The sequence below is a fragment of the uncultured Shimia sp. genome, assembly GCF_913054185.1.
GTDB lineage: Bacteria > Pseudomonadota > Alphaproteobacteria > Rhodobacterales > Rhodobacteraceae > Shimia.
Genome location: NZ_CAJXIV010000077.1, coordinates 1 through 20,258, shown reverse-complemented (window position 1 = coordinate 20,258; position 20,258 = coordinate 1). Strand labels below are relative to the sequence as shown.

The window sequence follows — 20,258 nt, the reverse complement described above, 5'->3', positions numbered from 1 at the left end:
CTCATAACCTGAAGGTCGTAGGTTCAAATCCTACTCCCGCAACCAATAATGTCGACAAATCTCAAACACGCGCGTTCAGACGACATTTGTCCCCCGTGATCAATTGAGTAACGCCTTCACCTCGTCAGGCTCATAACCTGAAGGTCGTAGGTTCAAATCCCACTCCCGAAACCGCGAAAATTGTCTCATGACACGTACAACAGCGTACGGGTGTTTCTATTTTACCTGTCTCTGTTTGGACGTCCCCTAGCAACCACTGAAAGCGGATGCCCCAACACACTCGTGCTAGGATTATTGCTCTTTTGGACGACGATAGTGAGGATTGCACCCAGTTTACCATGTAGTTCAATGTTGAAATCATTTCCTTCAGGAAACGGTGTGATGACACTGCTGTCGATCATGGATTGAATGAGATCAATTGCTTCTGAGCGAAGGTCTGGTGCATTGACGTTCCTCATCAACGACAGAACACAATCATTGAACATCTGATGTAAGTTGAGCAGGGCGATCACGTCCTGAGGCGGAGTGATAGCTCAGCGTTGCTATCCTCGCCATGCAGGTCAGCCAGCACGATCCGGATATTCTCTTCAGAAGAATATTGCCTACGAGTTGCACCCTTGATGTCTTTGACTGTCTTTGCGCCGGTTTTTTGTCGTTCTCATCTGCCATACCTTGGTGGGCACGATGAACCCAAAGTCCCACCTTATCAGATCGACCTATTTGGCCTCATATGCGCTGACGTCAGAAAAACTTGCCATAAGCTGGCGCAGTGAGGTGACGTTCATGCGCTTATAGGCTTTTTTCCTGTGGGTGATGATTGTTGTTTCCGCCACGCCAAGCAGCGCCGCAGACTCTTTTGCCGTCCGGCCTTTGATCGCCATCGCAGCAACCTCGCGCTCGCGCGGGGTTAGATCTGGATAGGTGAGCGCCAGACGAGCCTGAATATCATTCTCCATCCAAACACCATCTCTCAGTGAGAAGGCGACATGGCGTTCCGTCAAAGCCAACAACAGCCGAAGCAGTGCCTGAATATCTCCGTTGCTCGGGTTGTCGAACGGGCCACTTTCCTCACTTGAGTACATACTGACGGAGAGCCCGTAGTCAGCTGTACGCCGGACAATGGACACACGCTCTGAAATCCCCGGCAGATCATAGCAATCGCGCCGGTAAGTGAACGAATTGATATCTTTGGCATTTTGCACAGTTAAAAAATCACCCAAGCCTTGAGAGCCACGAAGGAGTTCCGCATTTCCATCTTCATGGACGTGACGCCGATACCCCTTTGCAGCTTGGGCGGCGCGGCGCTGCCCCAAACGGCAGGCTGTGCCAATCAGCAGCGGTTTGTCCCGGTCGCCGTGACAAAACAGCGACACAAAATCCGCACCACAAACCTCGGTTGCAATGCGCATGACCGCCTGAGTGAACCTCTCAGATCCAACGGCCTGAGACAGCTGAATGAGGTGATCGACACCCAAACTCAGCTCGGCATAGGGTGGCTGCAGCTTTTGCTGTTTCAATCGAAATCCATCCCTTGTTTTAGCCGGCAAATGCCTTTTCGATAACAAACTGTCCCGGATTGGAGTTTGATCCTTCAAGAAACCCGTGCTCTTCGCAAATGCCTTTGAGCGTTTCCAGCATCGCCATTGACCCACAGATCATCACCCTATCAGTATTCGGCGTCAAATCCCCTCCGCACATCTGCGCAAAACGGCCGTCTTTGATCCAGTCGTCGATACGCCCGGTGTTTTTGTAGGTCTCACGGGTAGCCGACGGGTGGTGATACAGCTTTCCAGCGGCCAGATCGCCCAGATACTCATGGCTGTGAACCGACCCCACCAAATCCTCGCCATACTGCAATTCAGCCACGTCTCGGCAGCTGTGCAGCAGGTGGACCTGATCAAATTTTTCATACACCTCAGGATCTCGGATCACGCTGGCAAATGGCGCAATGCCGGTCCCGGTGGACAGCAAAAACAGCCGTTTTCCGGGTAGCAACGCATCAAACACAAGCGTGCCAACCGGTTTGGGGCGGATCAGAATTTGATCGCCAGTCTGAATGTTCTGCAGCTTTGACGTCAGCGGGCCATCAGGCACTTTGATCGAATAGAATTCCAGAAGCTCCTCCCAGTTGGGTGAGGCGATGGAATAGGCGCGCATCAATGGTTTGCCATCAATCATCAACCCGATCATAGCAAACTCACCGGAGCGAAATCGAAACCCCGCAGGGCGCTGTGTTGTAAAGGAAAACAAGCGGTCCGTGTAATGCTGTACCGACAGGACGTCCAATGTGACAAAGCCCTTTGGCACCTCCGCCGCTGCTCCTACTCCCCCAACAATCTGATCCATTTTGCGCTCCATTTCTATTGTGTTTGGGGGAACGAACACTTTTTGGATCAGAGTCAGCAATCCTCATCAATGAGGAATGAAATTACCAAAGTACTGGCGGTATTCTATCCGCAGCAAAGGAGACGCCAATGTTCGCACGCGATCACATCGAATACCTACCTGCCGACCTGCCAGACCGGATGGATTACTCAGCCGAAAAAAGCCTCAAAGAGGCAAAGACCTTTTATGAAAGAATGAAACGTCGCCATACGGTGCGTGATTATTCCGATACCCCGGTATCCCGGGAAGTGATTGAGGAATGCATCCGCACCGCAGGCACTGCGCCATCGGGGGCGAACCACCAACCGTGGCATTTTGTGGCGATTTCCGATCCTGCGTTCAAGAAACGTGTCCGCGAAGCAGCGGAAGAGGAAGAACGCCGGTTTTATGAGGGTGGCGCCGGTGATGAGTGGCTCAAAGCGCTCGAACCAATTGGCACCAATGATCACAAACCCCATTTGGAAGAGGCCCCATGGCTCATCGTGGTGTTTGCGCAGCGTTGGGGCCAATTTGACGACGGCACGCGTTTCAAAAACTACTATGTCCCTGAAAGCACCGGGATTGCCTGTGGGTTTTTGCTTGCAGCTTTGCACCATGCCGGTTTGGTCACCCTGACCCACACCCCAAACCCAATGCGGTTTTTGAACAAGATGTTGGGGCGGCCTGAAAGCGAAAAACCGATTATGATTGTCGCCGTTGGGCATGCGGCACAGGACGCGAAAGTTCCCGCCGTCGCCAAGATGAAAAAGCCGCTCGACGAAATCCTGACCGTCGCGGACTAACACCCAATTTCTCTTTACAATCAACGGCGAGCCTTCTGGTTCGCCGACAGGAGACCCGCACAATGACCTATGTTGTCACTGAAAACTGTATCGCATGTAAATACACTGACTGCGTGGAAGTCTGCCCGGTGGACTGCTTTTACGAGGGGGAAACGATGCTGGTAATCCACCCCGACCACTGCATTGACTGTGGTGTGTGCGAGCCTGAATGCCCGGCAGGTGCAATCCAGCCCGACACGGAGCCTGACAGTCAAAAATGGGTCGACTTGAATCGAGGGCTCGCAAACCAGTGGCCGGTGATCACGGAGCGAAAAGATCCCTTGCCACATGCACGGGAAATGGATGGCTTGCCAGGAAAACTCACGCATCTTCAGGCCTCCAAACCTCTGAGGGCATGGGCGCGGTCCAATGCTCCAACGCTTTGGCTTGAGGCTACGAGGTAAAACACTGGTGGGCACCTCAAACAGGTGTCGCTGTGGAAACAAAAACAAGCTGCGGCTTGCTCCGCTAAAATCTATAAGCTGGCTTTGGCCCGAGAAGAGAAATGCGATGCATTGACCTTGAACGTCTGGCAAAGTCGATCGCCAAGCTTTGCAAAAGTCACTCACTCCGCGGAGCAGCCATCCGAACTTGCCTAGATGCACCGATGCCTTTGGCACTTGCCGCTCGGTCTTGCGAAAACTCTCGACCTGCATTTTCGTGAGTTGGTTTGTCGCGATGAGCGGGTCATCCATCAAGCCACAGCGTTCAATGCCCTTTTGAATTTCGGATTGCCGCTGGGCAAACCCGTCGGATCTATTGGCATCCGTGCGCTTCGTTGCTCACGCCTTATGGTCCGCTGGACAGGCTTTCGCCTCGTTTTTGTACTGCTTGTACGCGGAGCGCCAGGTGGATTCTGCATTGGGGTCGTTCAAGACTGCATTCCATACGACCAAGAGACAAATCTGACAAATATTCAGGTAGAGCGAAGCGGACAACACATAGAGATCCATCGTGTCGTATTTTCGGCCCTCATGATCTGCCACTCATTGCGACGTATCGAGGCAAAGCTTCCGATACCCATCGGTTTTCTTGAACGCAGTGTAATGGGATGCCCAATCCTTGTTTAGATTGTCGTCAAGTTCAGGATCAAATCGATTGCGGCTCTTGGTGTTCGCCAAAGCCCGCTTCATCGCTGAATCCACTTGCTTGGCCAATGTTTGCAAAGGCGCAAGTTTGTCGATCACCTCCTCGGAGAAAGCATCTTCTGAGATGTGTGACCGCAAGGTATCTGTGGCCGACTTCAGATACGCCTGCGTCAAAGCCGGCGTCGGTTGTTTTTTGACACTTGCGACAAAATGCCAATCGCCAATGTCGCCAATCCAAAGGCGATGGAGCTTGCGCCTAGCTTGCCGCCTTTTCCCCCACTTTGAGCTCATCAGGCCAAAACAGGTATCGGCCGAAAAACTGAGCGCCAGTTCGGCTATGGTGAGTGGGTTCATACGCCGCCCTCCAACTCGCCAGGTGACTCTTCGGAATCGGTCACAAGGACAGCTTGGCACAAAAACCGTTTCGTACGTTGGTTGAGAGGGGCATCGGCCGATTTGACAATAATAGGCGAATTGAGTTAGGATCAGACCCCAATTTGCCCCTACCAGTCGGAACGGGATCCAAAATAGCGATATACGTTTGGCAGAAAAATTGGCGTCTGGGTGGAGCGTATCATCCCATTTTTCAATCCGCACTTGCTTTCACAATATTGGCATCTTCTGGGATCAAAGCCGTGGGATCTTTGTCTGACGACGACAAATTGAAACGGTGAGCATGGCCATGCCCTTGGCCTGTTACACAATCGCGGGTGGGCGCAACAAACCAGTCTTCGATATGTTTGTTGCTGAGGATTGCGGTGGGCACAGCACCCGGCCGCGACAGTTTTATCGCTGATCAGGTTCTTACTGAATCTGGGTATCCGGCCACTTGTCGCCAATCTCGTCATCAACTCTTCCAGAGAGGCAGTCACATAAGCCCAACGGCGAGTGCACCACTCTTTGCCTGTCTCAAATGCGCTTTTGTAGATGGGGTCCCAAAGCACCTCGTTTGGTAGTTTGGCCCGTTCTTCAAGCGTATTTTTTTAGAGTAACCACCTTTGTGTTTTATTCCGTCTGCATAGCAGCGAGCGCGGTGGCGAGCTCGCTTGTTCGAGACTCCAACTCACTGTCATGTTTTGTCAGCTCCCGAATCTTGTGGCGTCAGGAAGTTGATCGTATTGATTGCGGCGCTGTTGCGCGGCATTCAGTACGTTTTTGCCGTTGCGGGCATCGTTGTCGGCCAGTTGCGGCATCTCAACGTCATCGACGTCAAGGCGCGATTGAATGGCACCATGTTGGGGGCTCTTAGGCATTTAAAATCCTCAGTGATCATTAAGAATACAAAAAAATGGTGTTTTATTGGGGCATCCCAGGGGCAACGGTCACTCTGGCTAGGACAGACCCAACTTGAGGAACATGGCTGTTGAGCCGCGAGTCTTCAGGATCGTCGTCAAGATCCTGAACAAAACTGATATTTTTCAGTGAAATTAAAGTCTCGGTGCCATTCGCCACCCAACTGATTTTGGAAAATTTGTTCACTCGACAATTTTGTAGAGACCTCTCAAACACTCATTGCCAGCCCCGCCACTTCGCAATTTGGCCCCGCCGCGTCGCATTCCCGTATTGACCGAGCCGCCCGTCGTCTGGCACACACACGCCATGTTCGGTTCCGGGGAGTCCTCCGGAAGCAATAGGGAATGCAGTGCGGCCACCTTGGCCAATTCTGCAACTGCCCCCGCAACTGTAAGCGGCGAGCACAGCTGATCATGCCACTGGGGAGACCCGGGAAGGCTCAGCGCCGTGCTGCGACCCGCGAGTCAGGAGACCTGCCGGACATGCGCCCTCGGAAGGGGCGCTCATCATCGGCGCCGGGGTGTGCGCTGGATCTGTTTGCCACATTGGGCAACCGGCTCCAGTCTCCCCAAAGTCACAAAGTAATGCGCCGGGGAAGGCGCGACGTGATAAGGACCTAACTCATGAAAAAACTGCTCTTGGCGGCTGCGGCATCTCTGGCCTTGCCTGTGATGGCACAAGCGCACTTTCTGCTGGAATACACTGAAGACACCATGATCGCGCGTCCCGGCAATGTGTCGGTGAAGTTAATTTTCTGGCACCCGCATGACGCCGGTCACGTGATGACCCTGGAGAAGCCGGAAGAGTTCTACGTGATCCACAATGGCAAAAAAACCGATTTGATGGACACGCTCGAAGAAACCACTTTTGACGGGCCTGACAACACTGCCAAAGCCTTCGTGGGTTCCGTGCCAGTGAAGCGTTCCGGTGACTATGTCGTCGTCACTGTGCCTACACCTTACTATGAAGAATCTGAGGACATCTACATCCAGCAAATCACCAAGGCCTACCTGAACCGCAACGAGCTGCCCACCGACTGGGATCAGCCACAAGGTCTGGCCACCGAGATTTTGCCGCTGAATAAGCCTTACAATGTTATCGCGGGCGGTACGTTCACCGGCCGTGTCCTGAGCGATGGCAAGCCTGTTGCCGGCGCAGAGATTGAGATCGAGTATATGGCGGCGGAGCCTGACTTGTCCGGCACAGGCGCCAAAGCCAATACCGCGTCGCCGCTGCCTGGCGGTGCTTTGGTGTCGATTTCTGATGACAATGGCTACTTTACCTTCGGTGTTCCCAAGGCGGGTTATTGGGGTTTTGCAGCCCTGGGGGTTGGTCCCAAAGCCGAGCATGACGGCAAAGAGTTGAGCCAAGACGCGGTGATTTGGATCCGCGCCTGGGATCTGGAGTAACCCCACATGCACATTGTTGACGGAGCCTTGTCCAACCCTGTTGTGATTGGTGGCGCACTTGCTGCCGCTGGCGGGATTGCTGTGGGCCTCAAATCGCTGGAAATTGACCGCATCCCCACCGCAGGGGTGCTGTCGGCCAGTTTCTTTGTGGCCTCGCTGATCCATGTGCCAATTGGCCCGTCATCTGTGCATTTGATTCTCAACGGTCTGGCTGGGCTTTTGCTCGGTTGGGCTGCCTTTCCCGCCCTGTTTGTCGGCTTACTCTTGCAGGCGGTGTTCTTCGGTTTTGGTGGCTTGACCGTACTGGGTGTCAACACCTTCAACATTGCCATGCCCGCTGTGCTGGCCTGGATGATCTTTGGCCGCTTGATTGGCCGCGGATCTCCTGTGCAAGGGGCGATCTGGGGTGGCCTTGGCGGCGCCTTTGCCATTGCGGCCACAACCCTGTTTGTGGCGGTGTCCCTCGCGCTGACTGGGGATGAATTCCTGCCCGCCGCCAAGCTTGTGTTTTTTGCCCATATCCCGGTCATGGCCATCGAGGCTGTGCTCACTGGCTTTGCGGTGCTTTTGGCGCGTAAGGTCAAACCGGAGTTGTTTTTGAAAGGATCCTCAGCGTGAAACAGCTGATCCTGATTGTGAGCCTGATCTGCGCCCCGCTGCCTGTGCTGGCGCATAAGGTGATCGCTGGTGTGTTCCCAGCAGGCGACGCCATCGAAGGTGAGCTTGGCTTTTCCAATGGCGACATGGCTGTGGATCAAGAGGTCATCGTCTACGGCCCGGACGGGGCAGAGTTGGGCCGCACGATTACAGATGAAGATGGGTTTTTCCTCTACACCCCATCCAGCCCTGTGGCCCATACGTTCACCGCCGACCTCGGCGCAGGCCATGTCGCCAAAGTCGTCATGCCGGCTGAGGAGGTTGCTGAGATCATGGGGGGCGCCGCCGAGATCGTGAACACGCCGGTCGCTGCTTCCGATGGTCCGGTTGAGGGCGCATCCGTTGTAACGGTTGCCTCCCTGTCGGACGAAGAACGGCAGGTGATTGCTAAGGCGGTGCGCGACGAACTTCGCCCGCTGCGCCGTGAGATCGCCGCCTACCGTGAGAAAAACGACCTGCAAAGCATTCTCGGAGGAATCGGCTATATCATCGGCCTGTTTGGCATCGGTTTTTACATCGCCGCCCGTAAGAAGATGGCCGCCTGATGGCGCATGCGCTGGAACCGAAAGCCACAACTCTAGCCGAGGCCAGCAGTGACGCGCCTTATGGCGTGATCGGCGATCTGGACCCGCGCGTGCGTGTGGTGATGGCCTGTGTCTTTGCCATCAGCACTGTGGCGTTGACCACCATTCCGGCGCTGATGGCCGCTTTGTCCGCCGCCATCTCTTTGCTTGTGATGTCGCGTCTGCCGATCCGCCGCACGCTCAAGCGTATGGCGATGATGGACAGTTTCATCATTTTTATGCTGGTGCTGCTGCCGTTCACCATGCCGGGTGACGAAATGTTCTCGGTGTTTGGATTTCCGGCCAGCTGGCAGGGGCTCTGGAAAGCCATCGAGATTGGCCTGACCGCCAACGCTGTGATTCTGACGGTCATGGTGCTGGTGGGTACTATGGAGCCGGTCACGCTTGGCCATGCGCTGCACAAATTGCGCTGTCCTGAGGTTTTGGTGCACCTTTTGATGTTCACGGTGCGCTACATCGAAGTGCTGCGTGAGGAATATCTGCGACTGCGGGGCGCGATGAAAATTCGTGGATTTCGACCCGGCACCAACTGGCACACTTATCGCAGCTTTGGTTATCTGGTGGGCATGATGCTGGTGCGCGCCATTGAGCGCTCCGAACGCATTTTGGGGGCCATGAAGTGCCGGGGCTTCTCTGGCCGGCTTTTGTTGCTACAAGAGTTTTCCATGACCCGTAAGGATCACTTGTTTGTGGCGCTGCTGAGTGGCGTGTGCCTTGGTCTGCTATTTTTGGATTACGTATGACAATCCTAAAGCTCAATGACATCCGCTTTGCCTACCCGGGCTATGCGCCTGTGCTGGAAGGCGCGTCGCTTCAGCTTGAGGCCGGGCAGCGTCTCTCAATCACCGGACCCAATGGCGCGGGGAAATCCACCCTTTTCCGCATAGCACTTGGCCTTCAAGCGCCAGATGCCGGAACGGTTACGGCCTTTGGCCAAGAGCGGCGTGTTGAGGCGGATTTTCACGAGGTGCGCCGTCGGATTGGTCTGGTGTTCCAAGACCCGGATGACCAATTGTTTTGCCCCACGGTGGCCGAAGACATTGCCTTTGGCCCGCTCAACCTGGGACGCAGCAAGGCAGAGGCCCTGGCTACAGTGGAAAAAGTTCTGGCCGACCTGCAACTTATGCATCTGCGTGACCGCATCACACATAAGCTGTCCGGCGGGGAAAAACGGCTCGTGACCTTGGCGACCGTGTTGGCGATGGAGCCGGAAGCGCTCCTGCTGGACGAACCCACCAATGCGCTGGACACCAAAAACGAAGCCCGGCTCTTGGAAATCTTAAGTGGCTTGCCACAAGCGATTTTGCTGGTGAGCCACAACCCCGCGTTTCGGGCCGCTTTGGCACCCGACACAGTGGAGCTGCGCGACGGGCGGCTGCTTTAGCCTCTAAGAGGCGCTACAGACTTCCGTAGGTGGTTGGCACATCGCCCTGGATAATCTTAGTGACAGATTTGGCCACCAGCGTTGCATTCTCTGCGGAATTGAAGCCGTCAATTTTGTCAAAAAACAGCCCGTCGATGGCGCCTTCATGAGACCGGTCTACCAATGCGCCATAGGCGTTCTCCAGCGCCGCATGATCCACGCCCTGCGCTGCGATCTGCTCAAAGTCCAAGCCTTCCTGATAGGGGGTCACCCCCGGCAGCGACCGGTACCAAGCGCCGCCAAACACCACCGCTGGCACACCGCTCAGCAGGCCTTCCCAACCGGCTGTCCCCGCAACGGTGCCCACCACTTGCGCGTTGGCGACCAAGGCGGCTGAGTCCGCAAAAGAGGGCAGCATTTTCACGTTTGGAATGCGCGACAGGCGATGAAAGAAAAACGGCCCACGGGCAAACAAGCCTTGGCGCGGGTTTTCCTTTACGTAGACCTGCCAATCATCGGGAATGGAGCGCGCAATCGCTTCGATCATCAACAATTGGTCGCGGTACCGCCCACCCAAAGTGGATGCAGACATCTCCGGTTGATTGTGCAGCGGCACATAGACGTATTTCCGCTCGTAATCGACTGTGCCGCGATCAAATTCAGCCAAATGTTCATAATAGGCCAACGCGTTTTTGTGGAAGTAATGGGCAAATGGATCGCGCCAATCAGGCAAACTGCCGTAAACATCAGAAACACGTTTCAGCAGTGCATAAAGTCGATGGGGTTTGAGCAGCAGAACAGGTTCGCGCCGCAGCACATACTTCAAAAAGCTGCCAACTGCCTTTGCGTTCAATTTGCCGGTTGCGCCAGGTTTCTGCCAATCGCCGTCCATAAAAAACAGATCAGGCAGTTTGCCGTGCTCAAGCGGAATGGCTGGGGCGTCAGAGGTGGTAGGATCAAACACGCCATAGTCGTCAATTGAGCCAGAGGAGAAAAAGCGGTCGTTGAACAAAGATTGCTGGTTCATAACAAGCGTCTTGATGCCAAGGCTCTTGGCAACCTGATACAGCACCGTGTCATAGCCCAAATGGGGGGTCATGAAGAACACAACGTGGGTGATCTCCTCTTCGATCATACGTTGGGCAATCACGTCGGTGAGGATGTAGTAATAATCCAGGTAATCCTGCAGGTTATCCAGATTGTGGGCGTTGTAGTTGTAGTTCTCGCTCACCCGCTGAAAGTGATCGATGGCCATTGTTGCCATGTCGTGGAACTCATTGGAAGACAGCAATTCCAAGTTGGCGCTTTGATGCACCGTGTCTTGCATGTGGTGTTTGCGCAGGCGTTCGTGCCGCCAATCCCGCTTCATTGTGTTGATCGGGCGGGAGAACAAATCAGCACCGCGATCACCAACAACCAGGGAAATCTCGATTTCACCGTTTGATTGTTTTTCAATCTCGCGCAGGAACTCGAGGCGATAGGTGCCGCGCACATCGCAGAGGAGTTTGGCCATTGTTTTGTGTCTCCCAAAGCTTCCACAGCCGCGCCGCCACTGGGAGTATTCCTCCGGGAGCTGGGCACGTCCGACCTCCCCTTTTCTATAGAGTGCCGCTTTGCGTGTTTTAAGGGCAAATGCGCCGTCTGTGGTAACTTCTGCCAAGCAGGCGTCTGACGTACCCCTTCAAAAGCGGATAGCGAAGTTCAAAAAAACAAATTGGCTTCAGGTTGTTAGCACTCAAGCCGACACAGCTGATATGGCAATCATCGCGCCCGCCGCCGCAACAGCCAAACAAAGAACAGTCCGCCGATCAAGCCGGTGACAATGCCAATCGGCATGTCTTCCGGTGCCATAATTGTGCGCGCGATGATGTCGGACCACAAAAGGTAGATCGCGCCAAACAGGGCAGAGGCTGGGATCACGCGGGCATAATCGCCGCCCACCAAAAGGCGCACAATATGTGGCACCATCAGGCCAACAAAGCCAATCATGCCGGAAAACGCCACCATCACCCCGGTGATCAACGCCCCCACCACAAAGATGATCAAACGAAACCGCGCCACAGGAATGCCCAGTGTGGACGCTGTCTCGTCTCCCACCGTCATCGCATTCAATTTCCGCGCATTGGCCCAGATGTAGGCCCCGCAGATCACAAGAACTGCAAACGGGAAAGCTAAATGGCTCCATTGCGCCAATCCCAGGCCGCCCAGCATCCAGAACACCACCGTATGTGTCGCCCGTGGGTCGCCGAGAAAGATCAGCACATTGGCCAGCGACATCACAATGAAGGACACCGCCACACCCGCCAGGATCAAGCGATCCGCGCTTGTGGCCGCGGCAAACTGCGACACCGCCAGTACCAGTAACGTTGTCGCCAAGGCCCCGCCAAAGGCAAACAACGGCACGGTGATGAGCCCCCAAAACATGCCAGTGTGCATCAGGACCAGGATCGCGCCAAAGGCCGCGCCGGAAGAAATCCCCAACAGGTGCGGATCGGCCAGCGGGTTGCGCGTCACCGCCTGCAAGCTGCCGCCAACAACCGCCAATCCGGCGCCCACAAGGCAGGCCAGCAGCGCACGAGGAAAGCGAATGTCCCAGACAATCGCTTCGCGACCTTTGGACCAGTCCTGTTCAATTGTGCCGGGCGCCACCTGATTGATCAGGATGCTCCAGACCGTGTGCAGGGGCACAGAGACGGCCCCCACACTGATTGCGACCGAAATCGAGAAAAGCAACAGGATCCCCCCTGTGCCGATCACGTAAGGAAACCTGCTCTTTGGCTGTCCTGCTGCTCTTCTTGTCATTTATTTGGCCCGGAACGTGTCTGCGAGGGTTTTCACCGCTTTGATGTTGCGCGGGCCCGGGGTCGCTTCAACATACTCCAGGGTCACAAATCGGTTGTTCTTCACCGCGTCCATTTCGGCAAAGGCCGGGTTGTTCATCATGAAGGCACGCTTTTCTGCGGCGGTCACATTGCCGTAGTTCACGATCACGACGACCTCCGGGTTGCGTTCCAGTACCGGCTCCCAGCCGACTTTGGCCCAGCTCTTTTCCAGATCGTTCATGATGTTGGTGCCGCCAGCCGCCTCGATCAGCGCGTTTGGCATCGCATAACGACCAGCGGTGAAGGGAGAGTCCTCGCCGCTGTCATAGACAAACACGCGCGGTGCGCTTTCCAACGGGGCCAACCCGTCCGTGAAGGCCGCAAGATCTGCTTTGTAGCCATCGACCAGCGCATCCGCCTTGTCTGTCACGTCAAAGATCGCGCCGAGGTTTTGGATGTCGTTGTACATATCATCCATGCTGGCGGCGTCTTTTTTGCCAATGTGGATGCAGCTCTCGGTCAACTCATAGACCTTGATGTCAAACGGTGCGAGCGTCTCAGGTGTGACTTCGCCACCGACTTTCATTCCGTAGTTCCAACCAGCAAAGAAAAAATCCGCATCCGCGCCGATCAGCACCTCTTTGCTTGGGTATTTCGCAGACAGCTCTGGCAGTTCTTCGACACCAGCACGCATCTCTTCGTTCAGTGTTTTCCAGCCGGAAATGCCGGTGTAGCCCACCATGCGATCCGCCAGACCCAGCACCAGCATCATCTCGGTCAGGTTCACGTCGTTGGAAATGGCCGCTTTGGGCGGCGCGTCAAACGTCACTTGGCGGTTGCAGCTGTCCACAGTGGTTTCCGCCAGAGCGGCGGTGGTGGAGAGGGCCAGCAGCGCGCTGACCGCAGCGGTGGTCAATTTCATGGTCATAAATTTGGTCCTTTAGGTCGGGAGGTGAAAAGTAAGGTGTTGATTCTGGCTCTCGCTCAGCACCTGACGCTGGGCGGTGACCGAAAACGTGTCTGACACCAGCGGTTCGCTGAGCACGTCGTCAGCGCTGCCAAAGCCTTGGCAGTGTCCGTCTTTCAGAAGCAGAATGGCGTCACACACATCTGACGCCATGTTCAGATCGTGCAGTGAGACCACAATGGTCAGTCCAAGCGACCGGATCAGTGACAGGATTTCGAGCTGATGGCGAATGTCGAGGTGGTTGGTTGGCTCGTCCATCACCAACACCTGTGGCTGCTGCGCCAACGCCCGCGCCACCATCACCCGTTGCCGCTCGCCCCCTGACAGGGTGTCAAAATCGCGTGTGGCCAAATGCTCTAACTGCATCCGCGCGAGCGCAGCATCGATGATCTCCGCGTCACGCGCGCCATCTGACGACAAGCCACTGCGATGCGGCGTGCGCCCCAATGCCACAATCTCCCGCACTGACAGACCAAAGGCCCCCGGTTGCTCTTGCAATACGGCGGCGACTTTGCGGGCAGCCACTTTGGCGGACATGCTCCAGAGGTCCAGTCCATCCACTGTGATCTGCCCGGATGTGGGTTTCTGGTAGTGATAAATCATCCGCAACAGCGTCGACTTGCCTGCGCCATTGGGGCCCACCACGCCAAGTACTCGCCCCGGATAGACTTCAAAGCTCACCGGGTGCAGCAGCAACGGCTGGTTTTTTCTAGGACGCCAACAAACATCCTTGGCCACCAAATGACCGGTTCTCATACAAGGCGCTCCGCGCTGTCCTCAATTGCCAACATCATTGATGGTACCCGCGCCAACGTGTGTTTGCGCAGCTTGCCGGGGCGATCCACGGAGGAGCACCAGCCATCGCCAAGCACTGCATATTGCTGTGCAAAAGACACCAGATCCTCAATGTCCTGATCCGGCGTGATGTCGCCAAACAGATAGGTTGCCTTGCGTGTGCTGTGATACGCCACCGTGCAGGGATGTTTGCAGCCCGCCATACAGGCAACGCCGGAAATTTCGAACTCTTCGGTGATCGCGTCACCCGCCATATCGATGGCGGCGCGCAGCCGTTTGATCAGTTCATAGCCGGGGCGACAATTCTCGCCGACATGTTTGCAGGATGTGCATATCGAAATTCTGTGAGTGGGGTGGTCCATCTCGCCCTCCGCGATGAAGCGGGGCACGCACAGTCAGTTTTTCGCACGGATCAATCCGTAAAGCCATCATGGCCTCCTGTCCGGACGCCCCGCCCGGGTTGAAGTTACATCTTGGATGGCAGGTCTCCTGACTCGCGGGTTGTAGCTCTCCCGAACCTTCCCAAGCGCATGACGCTCAGTGGTGTTCTCGGGGTCGCTTGCCGCTTACAGTTGCGGGGGCAGTCACGGAATTGGCACCTTGCGGAGGCCGCACCGTATTCCCTTTTCATCCCGGTTGACTGACGTCTTTCGGGAACCATCTCTTCTGAAGTCGTGGAAACCAGCCGGTGAGTCAACAGGTTTTCCACCTCGAGAAACAAAATCCTGCGGCTTCATGATGTGCGGACCGCAAGATATTGTTTGATTGTGATCCGCGCAGCTTGGCCAAGTTGTCTTAGCTGGAAACCAGGCTCCAATCTGTGCGGTCCGAAGGGTGTTGTAAGCTGGAAAATCGGGGTGGGGCAGCTTACATTAGGGGCCATACGCCGCACTGCGCCATCACATTTGGGGGAGGCCAAGACAATTGTTACGAAGGGCAACTTGCGTCTTTTTCAAGCTTGGTATACATCGGCATACAATACCTGCCCTGTGAATTGCTGTCCCCCCTGAAACGGGGTGTTCATGCTTCAGCCAACCTCAAATCGCTAGGATCATCATGAGCTTGTATACAGATTATCTGAATGAGATTGAGACCCGGAAAACCGAAGGTCTGAATCCAAAGCCAATCGACGACGGCGCGCTGGTCGGCGAACTGATCGATCAGATCAAAGACACCGCCAACGCCCATCGCGAAGACTCTCTGAAGTTCTTCATTTACAACACCTTGCCCGGCACCACGAGCGCCGCAGGCGTGAAGGCAGACTTCCTCAAAGAGATCATTCTCGGCGCGGCAGATGTTGCCGAAATCACTCCTGAGTTTGCGTTTGAAATGCTGTCGCACATGAAAGGTGGCCCTTCCGTGCGCGTGCTGCTGGATCTTGCGCTGGGCGACGATGCCACGATTGCGGCGCAGGCGGCAGACGTTTTGAAGACTCAGGTCTTCCTTTACGATGCCGACCAGGCCCGCCTGAAAGAGGCGCTGGATTCGGGCAATGCCGTCGCCAAAGAGCTGCTGGAAAGCTACGCCAAAGCAGAATTCTTCACCAAACTGCCAGACATCGACGAAGAGATCGAACTTGTGACCTTCATCGCCGGCGAGGGTGACATCTCTACCGACCTGCTGTCCCCGGGTGCCGAAGCGCATTCCCGCGCGGACCGTGAATTGCACGGCAAGTGTATGATTTCGGAAGCTGGGCAGAAGCACATCGAAGAGCTGAAGCTGCAGCACCCTGGCAAACAGGTGATGTTGATTGCTGAAAAAGGCACCATGGGCGTGGGCTCCTCCCGCATGTCTGGTGTGAACAACGTCGCACTCTGGACCGGCAAGCAAGCCTCTCCTTACGTGCCATTTGTGAACTACGCGCCAGTTGTGGCGGGCACCAACGGCATCTCCCCGATCTTTTTGACCACCGTTGGCGTGACCGGCGGCATTGGTCTCGATCTGAAGAACTGGGTGCGCAAATCTGATGAGGACGGCAACCCGATCCTCAACAACGACGGCAACCCAATCCTGGAGCAGAAATACTCCGTGGAGACCGGCACCGTTCTGAAGATCAACACCAAGTCCAAAAAGCTGCTGAGCGAAGACGGCGAAGAGCTGGTCGACGTGGCGTCTTCTTTCACCCCGCAAAAAGCGGAGTTCATGAAGGCCGGTGGTTCTTACGCAATTGTCTTTGGTAAAAAGCTGCAAACATTTGCAGCGGGCGCGCTGGGCGTTGAACCAACACCAGTATTTGCCGCCTCCAAAGAGATCACCAAAGAGGGCCAAGGCCTGACCGCCGTTGAAAAGATCTTCAACAAAAACGCTGTGGGCACCACCCCGGGCGCAACCCTGCATGCAGGTTCTGATGTGCGTGTTGAGGTCAACATCGTGGGTTCGCAGGACACCACCGGCCTGATGACCATGCAGGAACTGGAGGCCATGGCGGCCACCATCGTGTCTCCCATCGTAGACGGCGCGTATCAGTCCGGCTGTCACACCGCCTCTGTGTGGGACGTCAAGGCACAGGCCAACACCCCGCGTCTGATGAAGTTCATGAACGACTTTGGCCTGATCACCGCGCGTGATCCCAAAGATCAGTATCACGCCATGACCGACGTGATTCACAAGGTTCTGAACGACCTCACCGTGAGCGACTGGGACATCACCATCGGCGGCGACAGCCACACCCGTATGTCCAAAGGCGTGGCCTTTGGTGCGGACTCCGGCACCGTTGCGCTGGCGCTGGCCACAGGGGAGGCGTCGATGCCGATCCCTGAGTCCGTGAAAGTCACGTTCAAAGGCCAGATGGCCGAACACATGGACTTCCGCGACGTGGTGCACGCCACGCAGTTGCAGATGCTGGAGCAGCACGGTGACAACGTCTTCCAGGGCCGCGTGATCGAAGTGCACATTGGCACGCTTCTGGCCGACCAAGCCTTTACCTTCACCGACTGGACTGCGGAAATGAAGGCAAAAGCCTCGATCTGTATCTCCAACGATGAGACGCTGGTGGGCTCGCTGGAACTCGCCAAACACCGCATCCAGATCATGATCGACAAAGGCATGGATAACGAAGTGAAAATGCTTCAGGGCCTGATCGACAAAGCGGACGCCCGCATTGCCGAGATCAAGTCCGGCGCCAAGCCTGCAATGACCCCGGATTCCACCGCCAAATACTTCGCAGAAGTGATTGTGGATCTGGATCAGATTGTTGAACCCATGATCGCGGACCCGGACGTGAACAACGCTGACGTCTCCAAGCGCTACACCCACGACACCATCCGCCCAATCAGCTACTACAACGCTGAAAAGAAAGTGGATTTGGGCTTTGTAGGCTCCTGCATGGTGCACAAAGGTGACATGAAAATTGTCGCTCAGATGCTGAAGAACATCGAAGCGGCCAATGGCAAAGTTGAGTTCAAAGCCCCGCTGGTTGTGGCAGCGCCAACCTACAACATCATCGACGAGATGAAAGAAGAGGGTGATTGGGAAATCCTGCAGAAGTACTCGGGCTTTGAGTTCGACGACATGTTCCCCAAAAGCCAGGCACGCACCGAGTATGAGAACATTCTCTATCTTGAGCGTCCGGGCTGTAACCTCTGCATGGGCAACCAGGAAAAAGCCGCCAAAGGCGACACGGTTCTGGCCACTTCAACCCGCCTGTTCCAAGGCCGTGTTGTAGGTGACCTGCCAGAGAAGAAAGGTGAAAGCCTGCTGGCCTCAACCCCACTTGTGGTGCTCGCTGCTGTCCTTGGCCGCACGCCTACGCTGGAAGAGTACAAAGAGGCCGTGGAAGGCATCGACCTGACCAAATTTGCACCGCCACTGGCACCTGCAAACACCAAGTCGGCCCACTTCTAAAGCCATGCGGCGCTTTGGCGCTGCACGACACAAAATCAAACCCCGGCGCGGATGCGTGCCGGGGTTTTTTTGTTGGGGCGGCAGTAGGTGTTGTGGCCTTTGACGTCGACTTATCGGCCCGGGCAAGCGCAGCACTTTGTTATTTCTACCGAACTGTGATTTTCTCTTCAGCGCAATCTGGATTCAGTTGAGGGCAAGCGGCGAGACGTGTGCGGCTGTGCGAAGCGACTGTGAAGGGATTACAACTATCTCTTAATCCCACTCAGCTTCAACAAGGAGGGCTTCTCCTTTCATCCGGCGCACGATCAAGAAGTCGACCAGAAGCTTCAGCATATGCCACCGCTTCTTGCGCAGGTAAAAAAGCACGCCAGCGGTTTCGGCAAGGTGACGATGAACCCCACACGTGTGGGTTAACACAAACGGCAGACCGAGCAGTTTGTCGATTGCCCCTGTGTGCATGAGCTGGGTTAAAAGCAGCGGCGCGGCAAGCTTTGCCTCGTTAAAAACAATTGGCCCGCGGGCGTCTCTTGGATGGATCAGTAATGGCATCCTTGCGTATTTCAGAGCATCCAGGATTGTGTGTGAAATCGGTCCGGACTGATCTGTTGGCGGAAAGAGGCAGAGACCAGAAATATGCGGGTCCTCTTGGCATTTTTTAACCTGCGCCAAGGCGGCTGTTTCATTGTTCAGATCAACCGACCCAAACGCCTCAAAACGCCCGTTGTGTTGCTGCGCCAGTGCTGAGATCTCGGAATTATAGCGCTCGAGGAAGGTGCTGATCTCTACCTCCGTACGACCCCAGAGGTCTGGGAGGTCCATTACAATTCGGGGCGTCCCATCTGCCAGCTGAGTGGCGTCGAACCAACGCACCTCTGCAACATCGATGTTCAAAGCGGCTATGGCTGTCGAAAGCGCTTTGGGCATCCCATGGCGATGCACCTCAGTGCGCGGTTTCGTGGTCAACGATGGAAAGGAAGCGGCTGACGGCACACGTGTATCAAACAGGTTTTGCGTATTGTGGCGCCACACGCTTGCAACGTCTGTTTTTGGAAGGGATTTCGACAGTTCCGTTACCCAATAGCGCACCTTGCTGCGCGAAACCCAAGGGATGTCTGAGGAAAACAGGAGATGTTCGATGGAGGTAAAGCCAAGCAGGCCCAAAATTGCCTCGGGCGAGGAAAACTTTGCCGTATCAAAATAGAGCTGACTGCGCCAGTCCGCCAATTCCTGTGCGAGGTTAGGCTCGGTGCTGCGTAAATCTTCGGCCATTGCGGCCACGGCGCCTCCTCCGTGGGCAAAAATAAAGCGGATGTTTGGATAGTCGCGATGGAACCCGGCAGCCAAAAGGCTCGCCAAAGCCTTGGTTGTTTCCAAGAACCAAAGATACATCGGGCCGGTCATTCCATAAGGCTTGATATCGTCGGTAGGCGCAGGATGCACAAACACAACTGCGCGGTCGCGATCCATCCGCTCAAACAGCGGACGATAACGGTCATTGCCGGGGTAGTGCCCGTTGACGCTGCTCATCAAAATGACCCCGTTCAAATCTCCGCTCGCGACCACCCGGTCATATTCGGCAATCGCGCCCTCAACATCGGGCAGGGGGAGACTGGCAAAGCCGCTGAAGCGATCTGAATGTGTCTTGCACACATCAATCAAAAAGTTATTGGTTTCACGGGCAATATCACGCGCTTCGCCGTCGTCGCCAAGATGAACACCAGGAAGCGCCAGTGACAAGAAAGCGCGCTCGATGCCCATTTTGTCCATCGCAGCGAGGGATTTTTCAGGGGACCACTTAGGTAAGGACATTCCCGCCACATCCGTCGTGCCCCGTTTGGCGAGAAGCTCGGCGTAAAAGTCTGGCAGGAAATGATGTTGCACATCCCACTTTTGATCGAGTTTGTTTGTCATGCCTGATCTTTCTGTAAGATGCGCGCTGTTCTTGTGCCTAAACCACGCCCTTTGCGGATCAGATTTGAGAATGCCATGTAAATTATCAAGGCACGAGCGCCACGCATACCGTCGGGGGAATTTCTGGCAGCCTAAGTGCTCGGCTCAGCCCAACAGCATCCAGTTTGTGAGGGTGATGCCTACCGGCTCACAGCGGCTTTCGTAGCAACCGCACACAGATGCACAATGCACAGAAAGCCTATAAATGCTGAAGTTATCAAGTTTTGTGGGTGGTTTGGTGGAGCCTAGGAGGATCGAACTCCTGACCTCTTCGCTGCCAG

At 55.4% G+C, this 20,258-nt stretch carries 18 protein-coding genes and 2 riboswitches; of the genes, 9 read left to right on the top strand and 9 right to left on the bottom strand.

All coding sequences use genetic code 11. From position 1 onward, the window contains the following. Positions 1 to 716: 716 nt before the first annotated feature. On the bottom strand, positions 717 to 1,517 hold the full coding sequence (locus tag QZ517_RS14835; RefSeq protein ID WP_294228217.1) for a helix-turn-helix transcriptional regulator: 801 nt from the start codon (positions 1,515 to 1,517) through the stop codon (positions 717 to 719). A 19-nt stretch (positions 1,518 to 1,536) separates the two neighbouring features. Beyond that, the gene (locus QZ517_RS14830; RefSeq protein WP_294228215.1) at positions 1,537 to 2,346 is read right to left on the bottom strand and encodes a ferredoxin--NADP reductase; all 810 of its coding nucleotides are present in this window, start codon (positions 2,344 to 2,346) and stop codon (positions 1,537 to 1,539) included. A 128-nt stretch (positions 2,347 to 2,474) separates the two neighbouring features. Between QZ517_RS14830 and QZ517_RS14825 the strand changes: the two genes are divergently transcribed. Together QZ517_RS14825 and fdxA are read left to right on the top strand one after the other, a co-directional pair. After that, positions 2,475 to 3,167, top strand: coding sequence for a nitroreductase family protein (locus QZ517_RS14825; protein WP_294228213.1), 693 nt, complete (start codon positions 2,475 to 2,477; stop codon positions 3,165 to 3,167). Between the two features lie 62 nt (positions 3,168 to 3,229). Then, positions 3,230 to 3,610, top strand: a complete 381-nt coding sequence (fdxA, locus tag QZ517_RS14820; protein WP_294228211.1) for a ferredoxin FdxA — start codon at positions 3,230 to 3,232, stop codon at positions 3,608 to 3,610. A gap of 582 nt (positions 3,611 to 4,192) precedes the next feature. On the opposite strand, the gene QZ517_RS14815 is transcribed toward fdxA, so the two are convergent. Continuing rightward, positions 4,193 to 4,648 carry a hypothetical protein gene (locus tag QZ517_RS14815; RefSeq protein ID WP_294228210.1) on the bottom strand — a complete coding sequence of 152 codons (456 nt, stop codon included), beginning with the start codon at positions 4,646 to 4,648 and terminating at the stop codon, positions 4,193 to 4,195. A gap of 755 nt (positions 4,649 to 5,403) precedes the next feature. On the opposite strand from QZ517_RS14815, the gene QZ517_RS14810 reads away from it, so the two are divergent. The 6 genes from QZ517_RS14810 (at position 5,404) to QZ517_RS14785 (ending at position 9,621) form a co-directional block, all read left to right on the top strand. Then, positions 5,404 to 5,661, top strand: a complete 258-nt coding sequence (locus QZ517_RS14810) for a hypothetical protein (protein WP_294228209.1) — start codon at positions 5,404 to 5,406, stop codon at positions 5,659 to 5,661. Between the two features lie 220 nt (positions 5,662 to 5,881). After that, a riboswitch (cobalamin riboswitch) is annotated at positions 5,882 to 6,083 on the top strand. 127 nt (positions 6,084 to 6,210) lie between these two features. Beyond that, positions 6,211 to 6,996 carry a DUF4198 domain-containing protein gene (locus tag QZ517_RS14805; RefSeq protein ID WP_294228208.1) on the top strand — a complete coding sequence of 262 codons (786 nt, stop codon included), beginning with the start codon at positions 6,211 to 6,213 and terminating at the stop codon, positions 6,994 to 6,996. 6 nt (positions 6,997 to 7,002) lie between these two features. Then, complete coding sequence (gene cbiM / locus QZ517_RS14800; RefSeq protein WP_294228207.1) at positions 7,003 to 7,614, top strand: cobalt transporter CbiM; 612 nt, start codon at positions 7,003 to 7,005, stop codon at positions 7,612 to 7,614. Continuing rightward, positions 7,611 to 8,198, top strand: coding sequence for a cobalt ABC transporter permease (locus QZ517_RS14795; protein ID WP_294228205.1), 588 nt, complete (start codon positions 7,611 to 7,613; stop codon positions 8,196 to 8,198). The genes cbiM and QZ517_RS14795 overlap by 4 nt, the downstream gene beginning before the upstream one ends. Next, positions 8,198 to 8,980 carry a cobalt ECF transporter T component CbiQ gene (gene cbiQ, locus QZ517_RS14790; RefSeq protein ID WP_294228203.1) on the top strand — a complete coding sequence of 261 codons (783 nt, stop codon included), beginning with the start codon at positions 8,198 to 8,200 and terminating at the stop codon, positions 8,978 to 8,980. Before QZ517_RS14795 ends, cbiQ begins: the two co-directional genes overlap by 1 nt. Next, positions 8,977 to 9,621 (top strand): ABC transporter ATP-binding protein, encoded by a 645-nt coding sequence (locus tag QZ517_RS14785; RefSeq protein WP_294228201.1) that lies wholly within the window; start codon positions 8,977 to 8,979, stop codon positions 9,619 to 9,621. Before cbiQ ends, QZ517_RS14785 begins: the two co-directional genes overlap by 4 nt. A gap of 13 nt (positions 9,622 to 9,634) precedes the next feature. On the opposite strand, the gene QZ517_RS14780 is transcribed toward QZ517_RS14785, so the two are convergent. From QZ517_RS14780 to QZ517_RS14760, 5 genes are all read right to left on the bottom strand, one after another. After that, positions 9,635 to 11,113: a hypothetical protein gene (locus QZ517_RS14780; protein WP_294228199.1), complete on the bottom strand. Its 1,479-nt coding sequence runs from the start codon at positions 11,111 to 11,113 to the stop codon at positions 9,635 to 9,637. 248 nt (positions 11,114 to 11,361) lie between these two features. After that, complete coding sequence (locus QZ517_RS14775; protein WP_294228197.1) at positions 11,362 to 12,402, bottom strand: iron ABC transporter permease; 1,041 nt, start codon at positions 12,400 to 12,402, stop codon at positions 11,362 to 11,364. Next, on the bottom strand, positions 12,403 to 13,344 hold the full coding sequence (locus QZ517_RS14770) for an ABC transporter substrate-binding protein (protein WP_294228219.1): 942 nt from the start codon (positions 13,342 to 13,344) through the stop codon (positions 12,403 to 12,405). A gap of 18 nt (positions 13,345 to 13,362) precedes the next feature. Beyond that, a complete protein-coding gene (locus QZ517_RS14765; protein WP_294228195.1) occupies positions 13,363 to 14,145 on the bottom strand; it encodes an ABC transporter ATP-binding protein in 783 nt (260 codons plus the stop codon). Further along, entirely contained in the window at positions 14,142 to 14,546 is a 405-nt protein-coding gene (locus QZ517_RS14760) for a DUF1636 domain-containing protein (RefSeq protein ID WP_294228193.1), read from the bottom strand. The genes QZ517_RS14765 and QZ517_RS14760 overlap by 4 nt, the downstream gene beginning before the upstream one ends. A gap of 99 nt (positions 14,547 to 14,645) precedes the next feature. Beyond that, positions 14,646 to 14,861: riboswitch (cobalamin riboswitch) on the bottom strand. A 379-nt stretch (positions 14,862 to 15,240) separates the two neighbouring features. Between QZ517_RS14760 and QZ517_RS14755 the strand changes: the two genes are divergently transcribed. Next, positions 15,241 to 18,027: a bifunctional aconitate hydratase 2/2-methylisocitrate dehydratase gene (locus tag QZ517_RS14755; protein WP_294228191.1), complete on the top strand. Its 2,787-nt coding sequence runs from the start codon at positions 15,241 to 15,243 to the stop codon at positions 18,025 to 18,027. Between the two features lie 252 nt (positions 18,028 to 18,279). Here QZ517_RS14755 and QZ517_RS14750 read toward each other — a convergent pair whose 3' ends face one another. Beyond that, positions 18,280 to 19,938, bottom strand: a complete 1,659-nt coding sequence (locus QZ517_RS14750) for an amidohydrolase family protein (RefSeq protein WP_294228189.1) — start codon at positions 19,936 to 19,938, stop codon at positions 18,280 to 18,282. Positions 19,939 to 20,258: the final 320 nt, after the last annotated feature.

What these genes read in the sequence shown, in the direction of transcription:
- QZ517_RS14780 (WP_294228199.1), bottom strand. Translation starts at nt 11,113, where the DNA reads ATGGCCAAACTCCTCTGCGATGTGCGCGGCACCTATCGCCTCGAGTTC.
- QZ517_RS14760 (WP_294228193.1), bottom strand. Translation starts at nt 14,546, where the DNA reads ATGGACCACCCCACTCACAGAATTTCGATATGCACATCCTGCAAACAT.
- cbiM (WP_294228207.1), top strand. Translation starts at nt 7,003, where the DNA reads ATGCACATTGTTGACGGAGCCTTGTCCAACCCTGTTGTGATTGGTGGC.
- QZ517_RS14815 (WP_294228210.1), bottom strand. Translation starts at nt 4,648, where the DNA reads ATGAACCCACTCACCATAGCCGAACTGGCGCTCAGTTTTTCGGCCGAT.
- QZ517_RS14755 (WP_294228191.1), top strand. Translation starts at nt 15,241, where the DNA reads ATGAGCTTGTATACAGATTATCTGAATGAGATTGAGACCCGGAAAACC.
- QZ517_RS14805 (WP_294228208.1), top strand. Translation starts at nt 6,211, where the DNA reads ATGAAAAAACTGCTCTTGGCGGCTGCGGCATCTCTGGCCTTGCCTGTG.
- QZ517_RS14785 (WP_294228201.1), top strand. Translation starts at nt 8,977, where the DNA reads ATGACAATCCTAAAGCTCAATGACATCCGCTTTGCCTACCCGGGCTAT.
- QZ517_RS14750 (WP_294228189.1), bottom strand. Translation starts at nt 19,938, where the DNA reads ATGACAAACAAACTCGATCAAAAGTGGGATGTGCAACATCATTTCCTG.
- fdxA (WP_294228211.1), top strand. Translation starts at nt 3,230, where the DNA reads ATGACCTATGTTGTCACTGAAAACTGTATCGCATGTAAATACACTGAC.
- QZ517_RS14830 (WP_294228215.1), bottom strand. Translation starts at nt 2,346, where the DNA reads ATGGATCAGATTGTTGGGGGAGTAGGAGCAGCGGCGGAGGTGCCAAAG.
- QZ517_RS14765 (WP_294228195.1), bottom strand. Translation starts at nt 14,145, where the DNA reads ATGAGAACCGGTCATTTGGTGGCCAAGGATGTTTGTTGGCGTCCTAGA.
- QZ517_RS14825 (WP_294228213.1), top strand. Translation starts at nt 2,475, where the DNA reads ATGTTCGCACGCGATCACATCGAATACCTACCTGCCGACCTGCCAGAC.
- cbiQ (WP_294228203.1), top strand. Translation starts at nt 8,198, where the DNA reads ATGGCGCATGCGCTGGAACCGAAAGCCACAACTCTAGCCGAGGCCAGC.
- QZ517_RS14775 (WP_294228197.1), bottom strand. Translation starts at nt 12,402, where the DNA reads ATGACAAGAAGAGCAGCAGGACAGCCAAAGAGCAGGTTTCCTTACGTG.
- QZ517_RS14770 (WP_294228219.1), bottom strand. Translation starts at nt 13,344, where the DNA reads ATGAAATTGACCACCGCTGCGGTCAGCGCGCTGCTGGCCCTCTCCACC.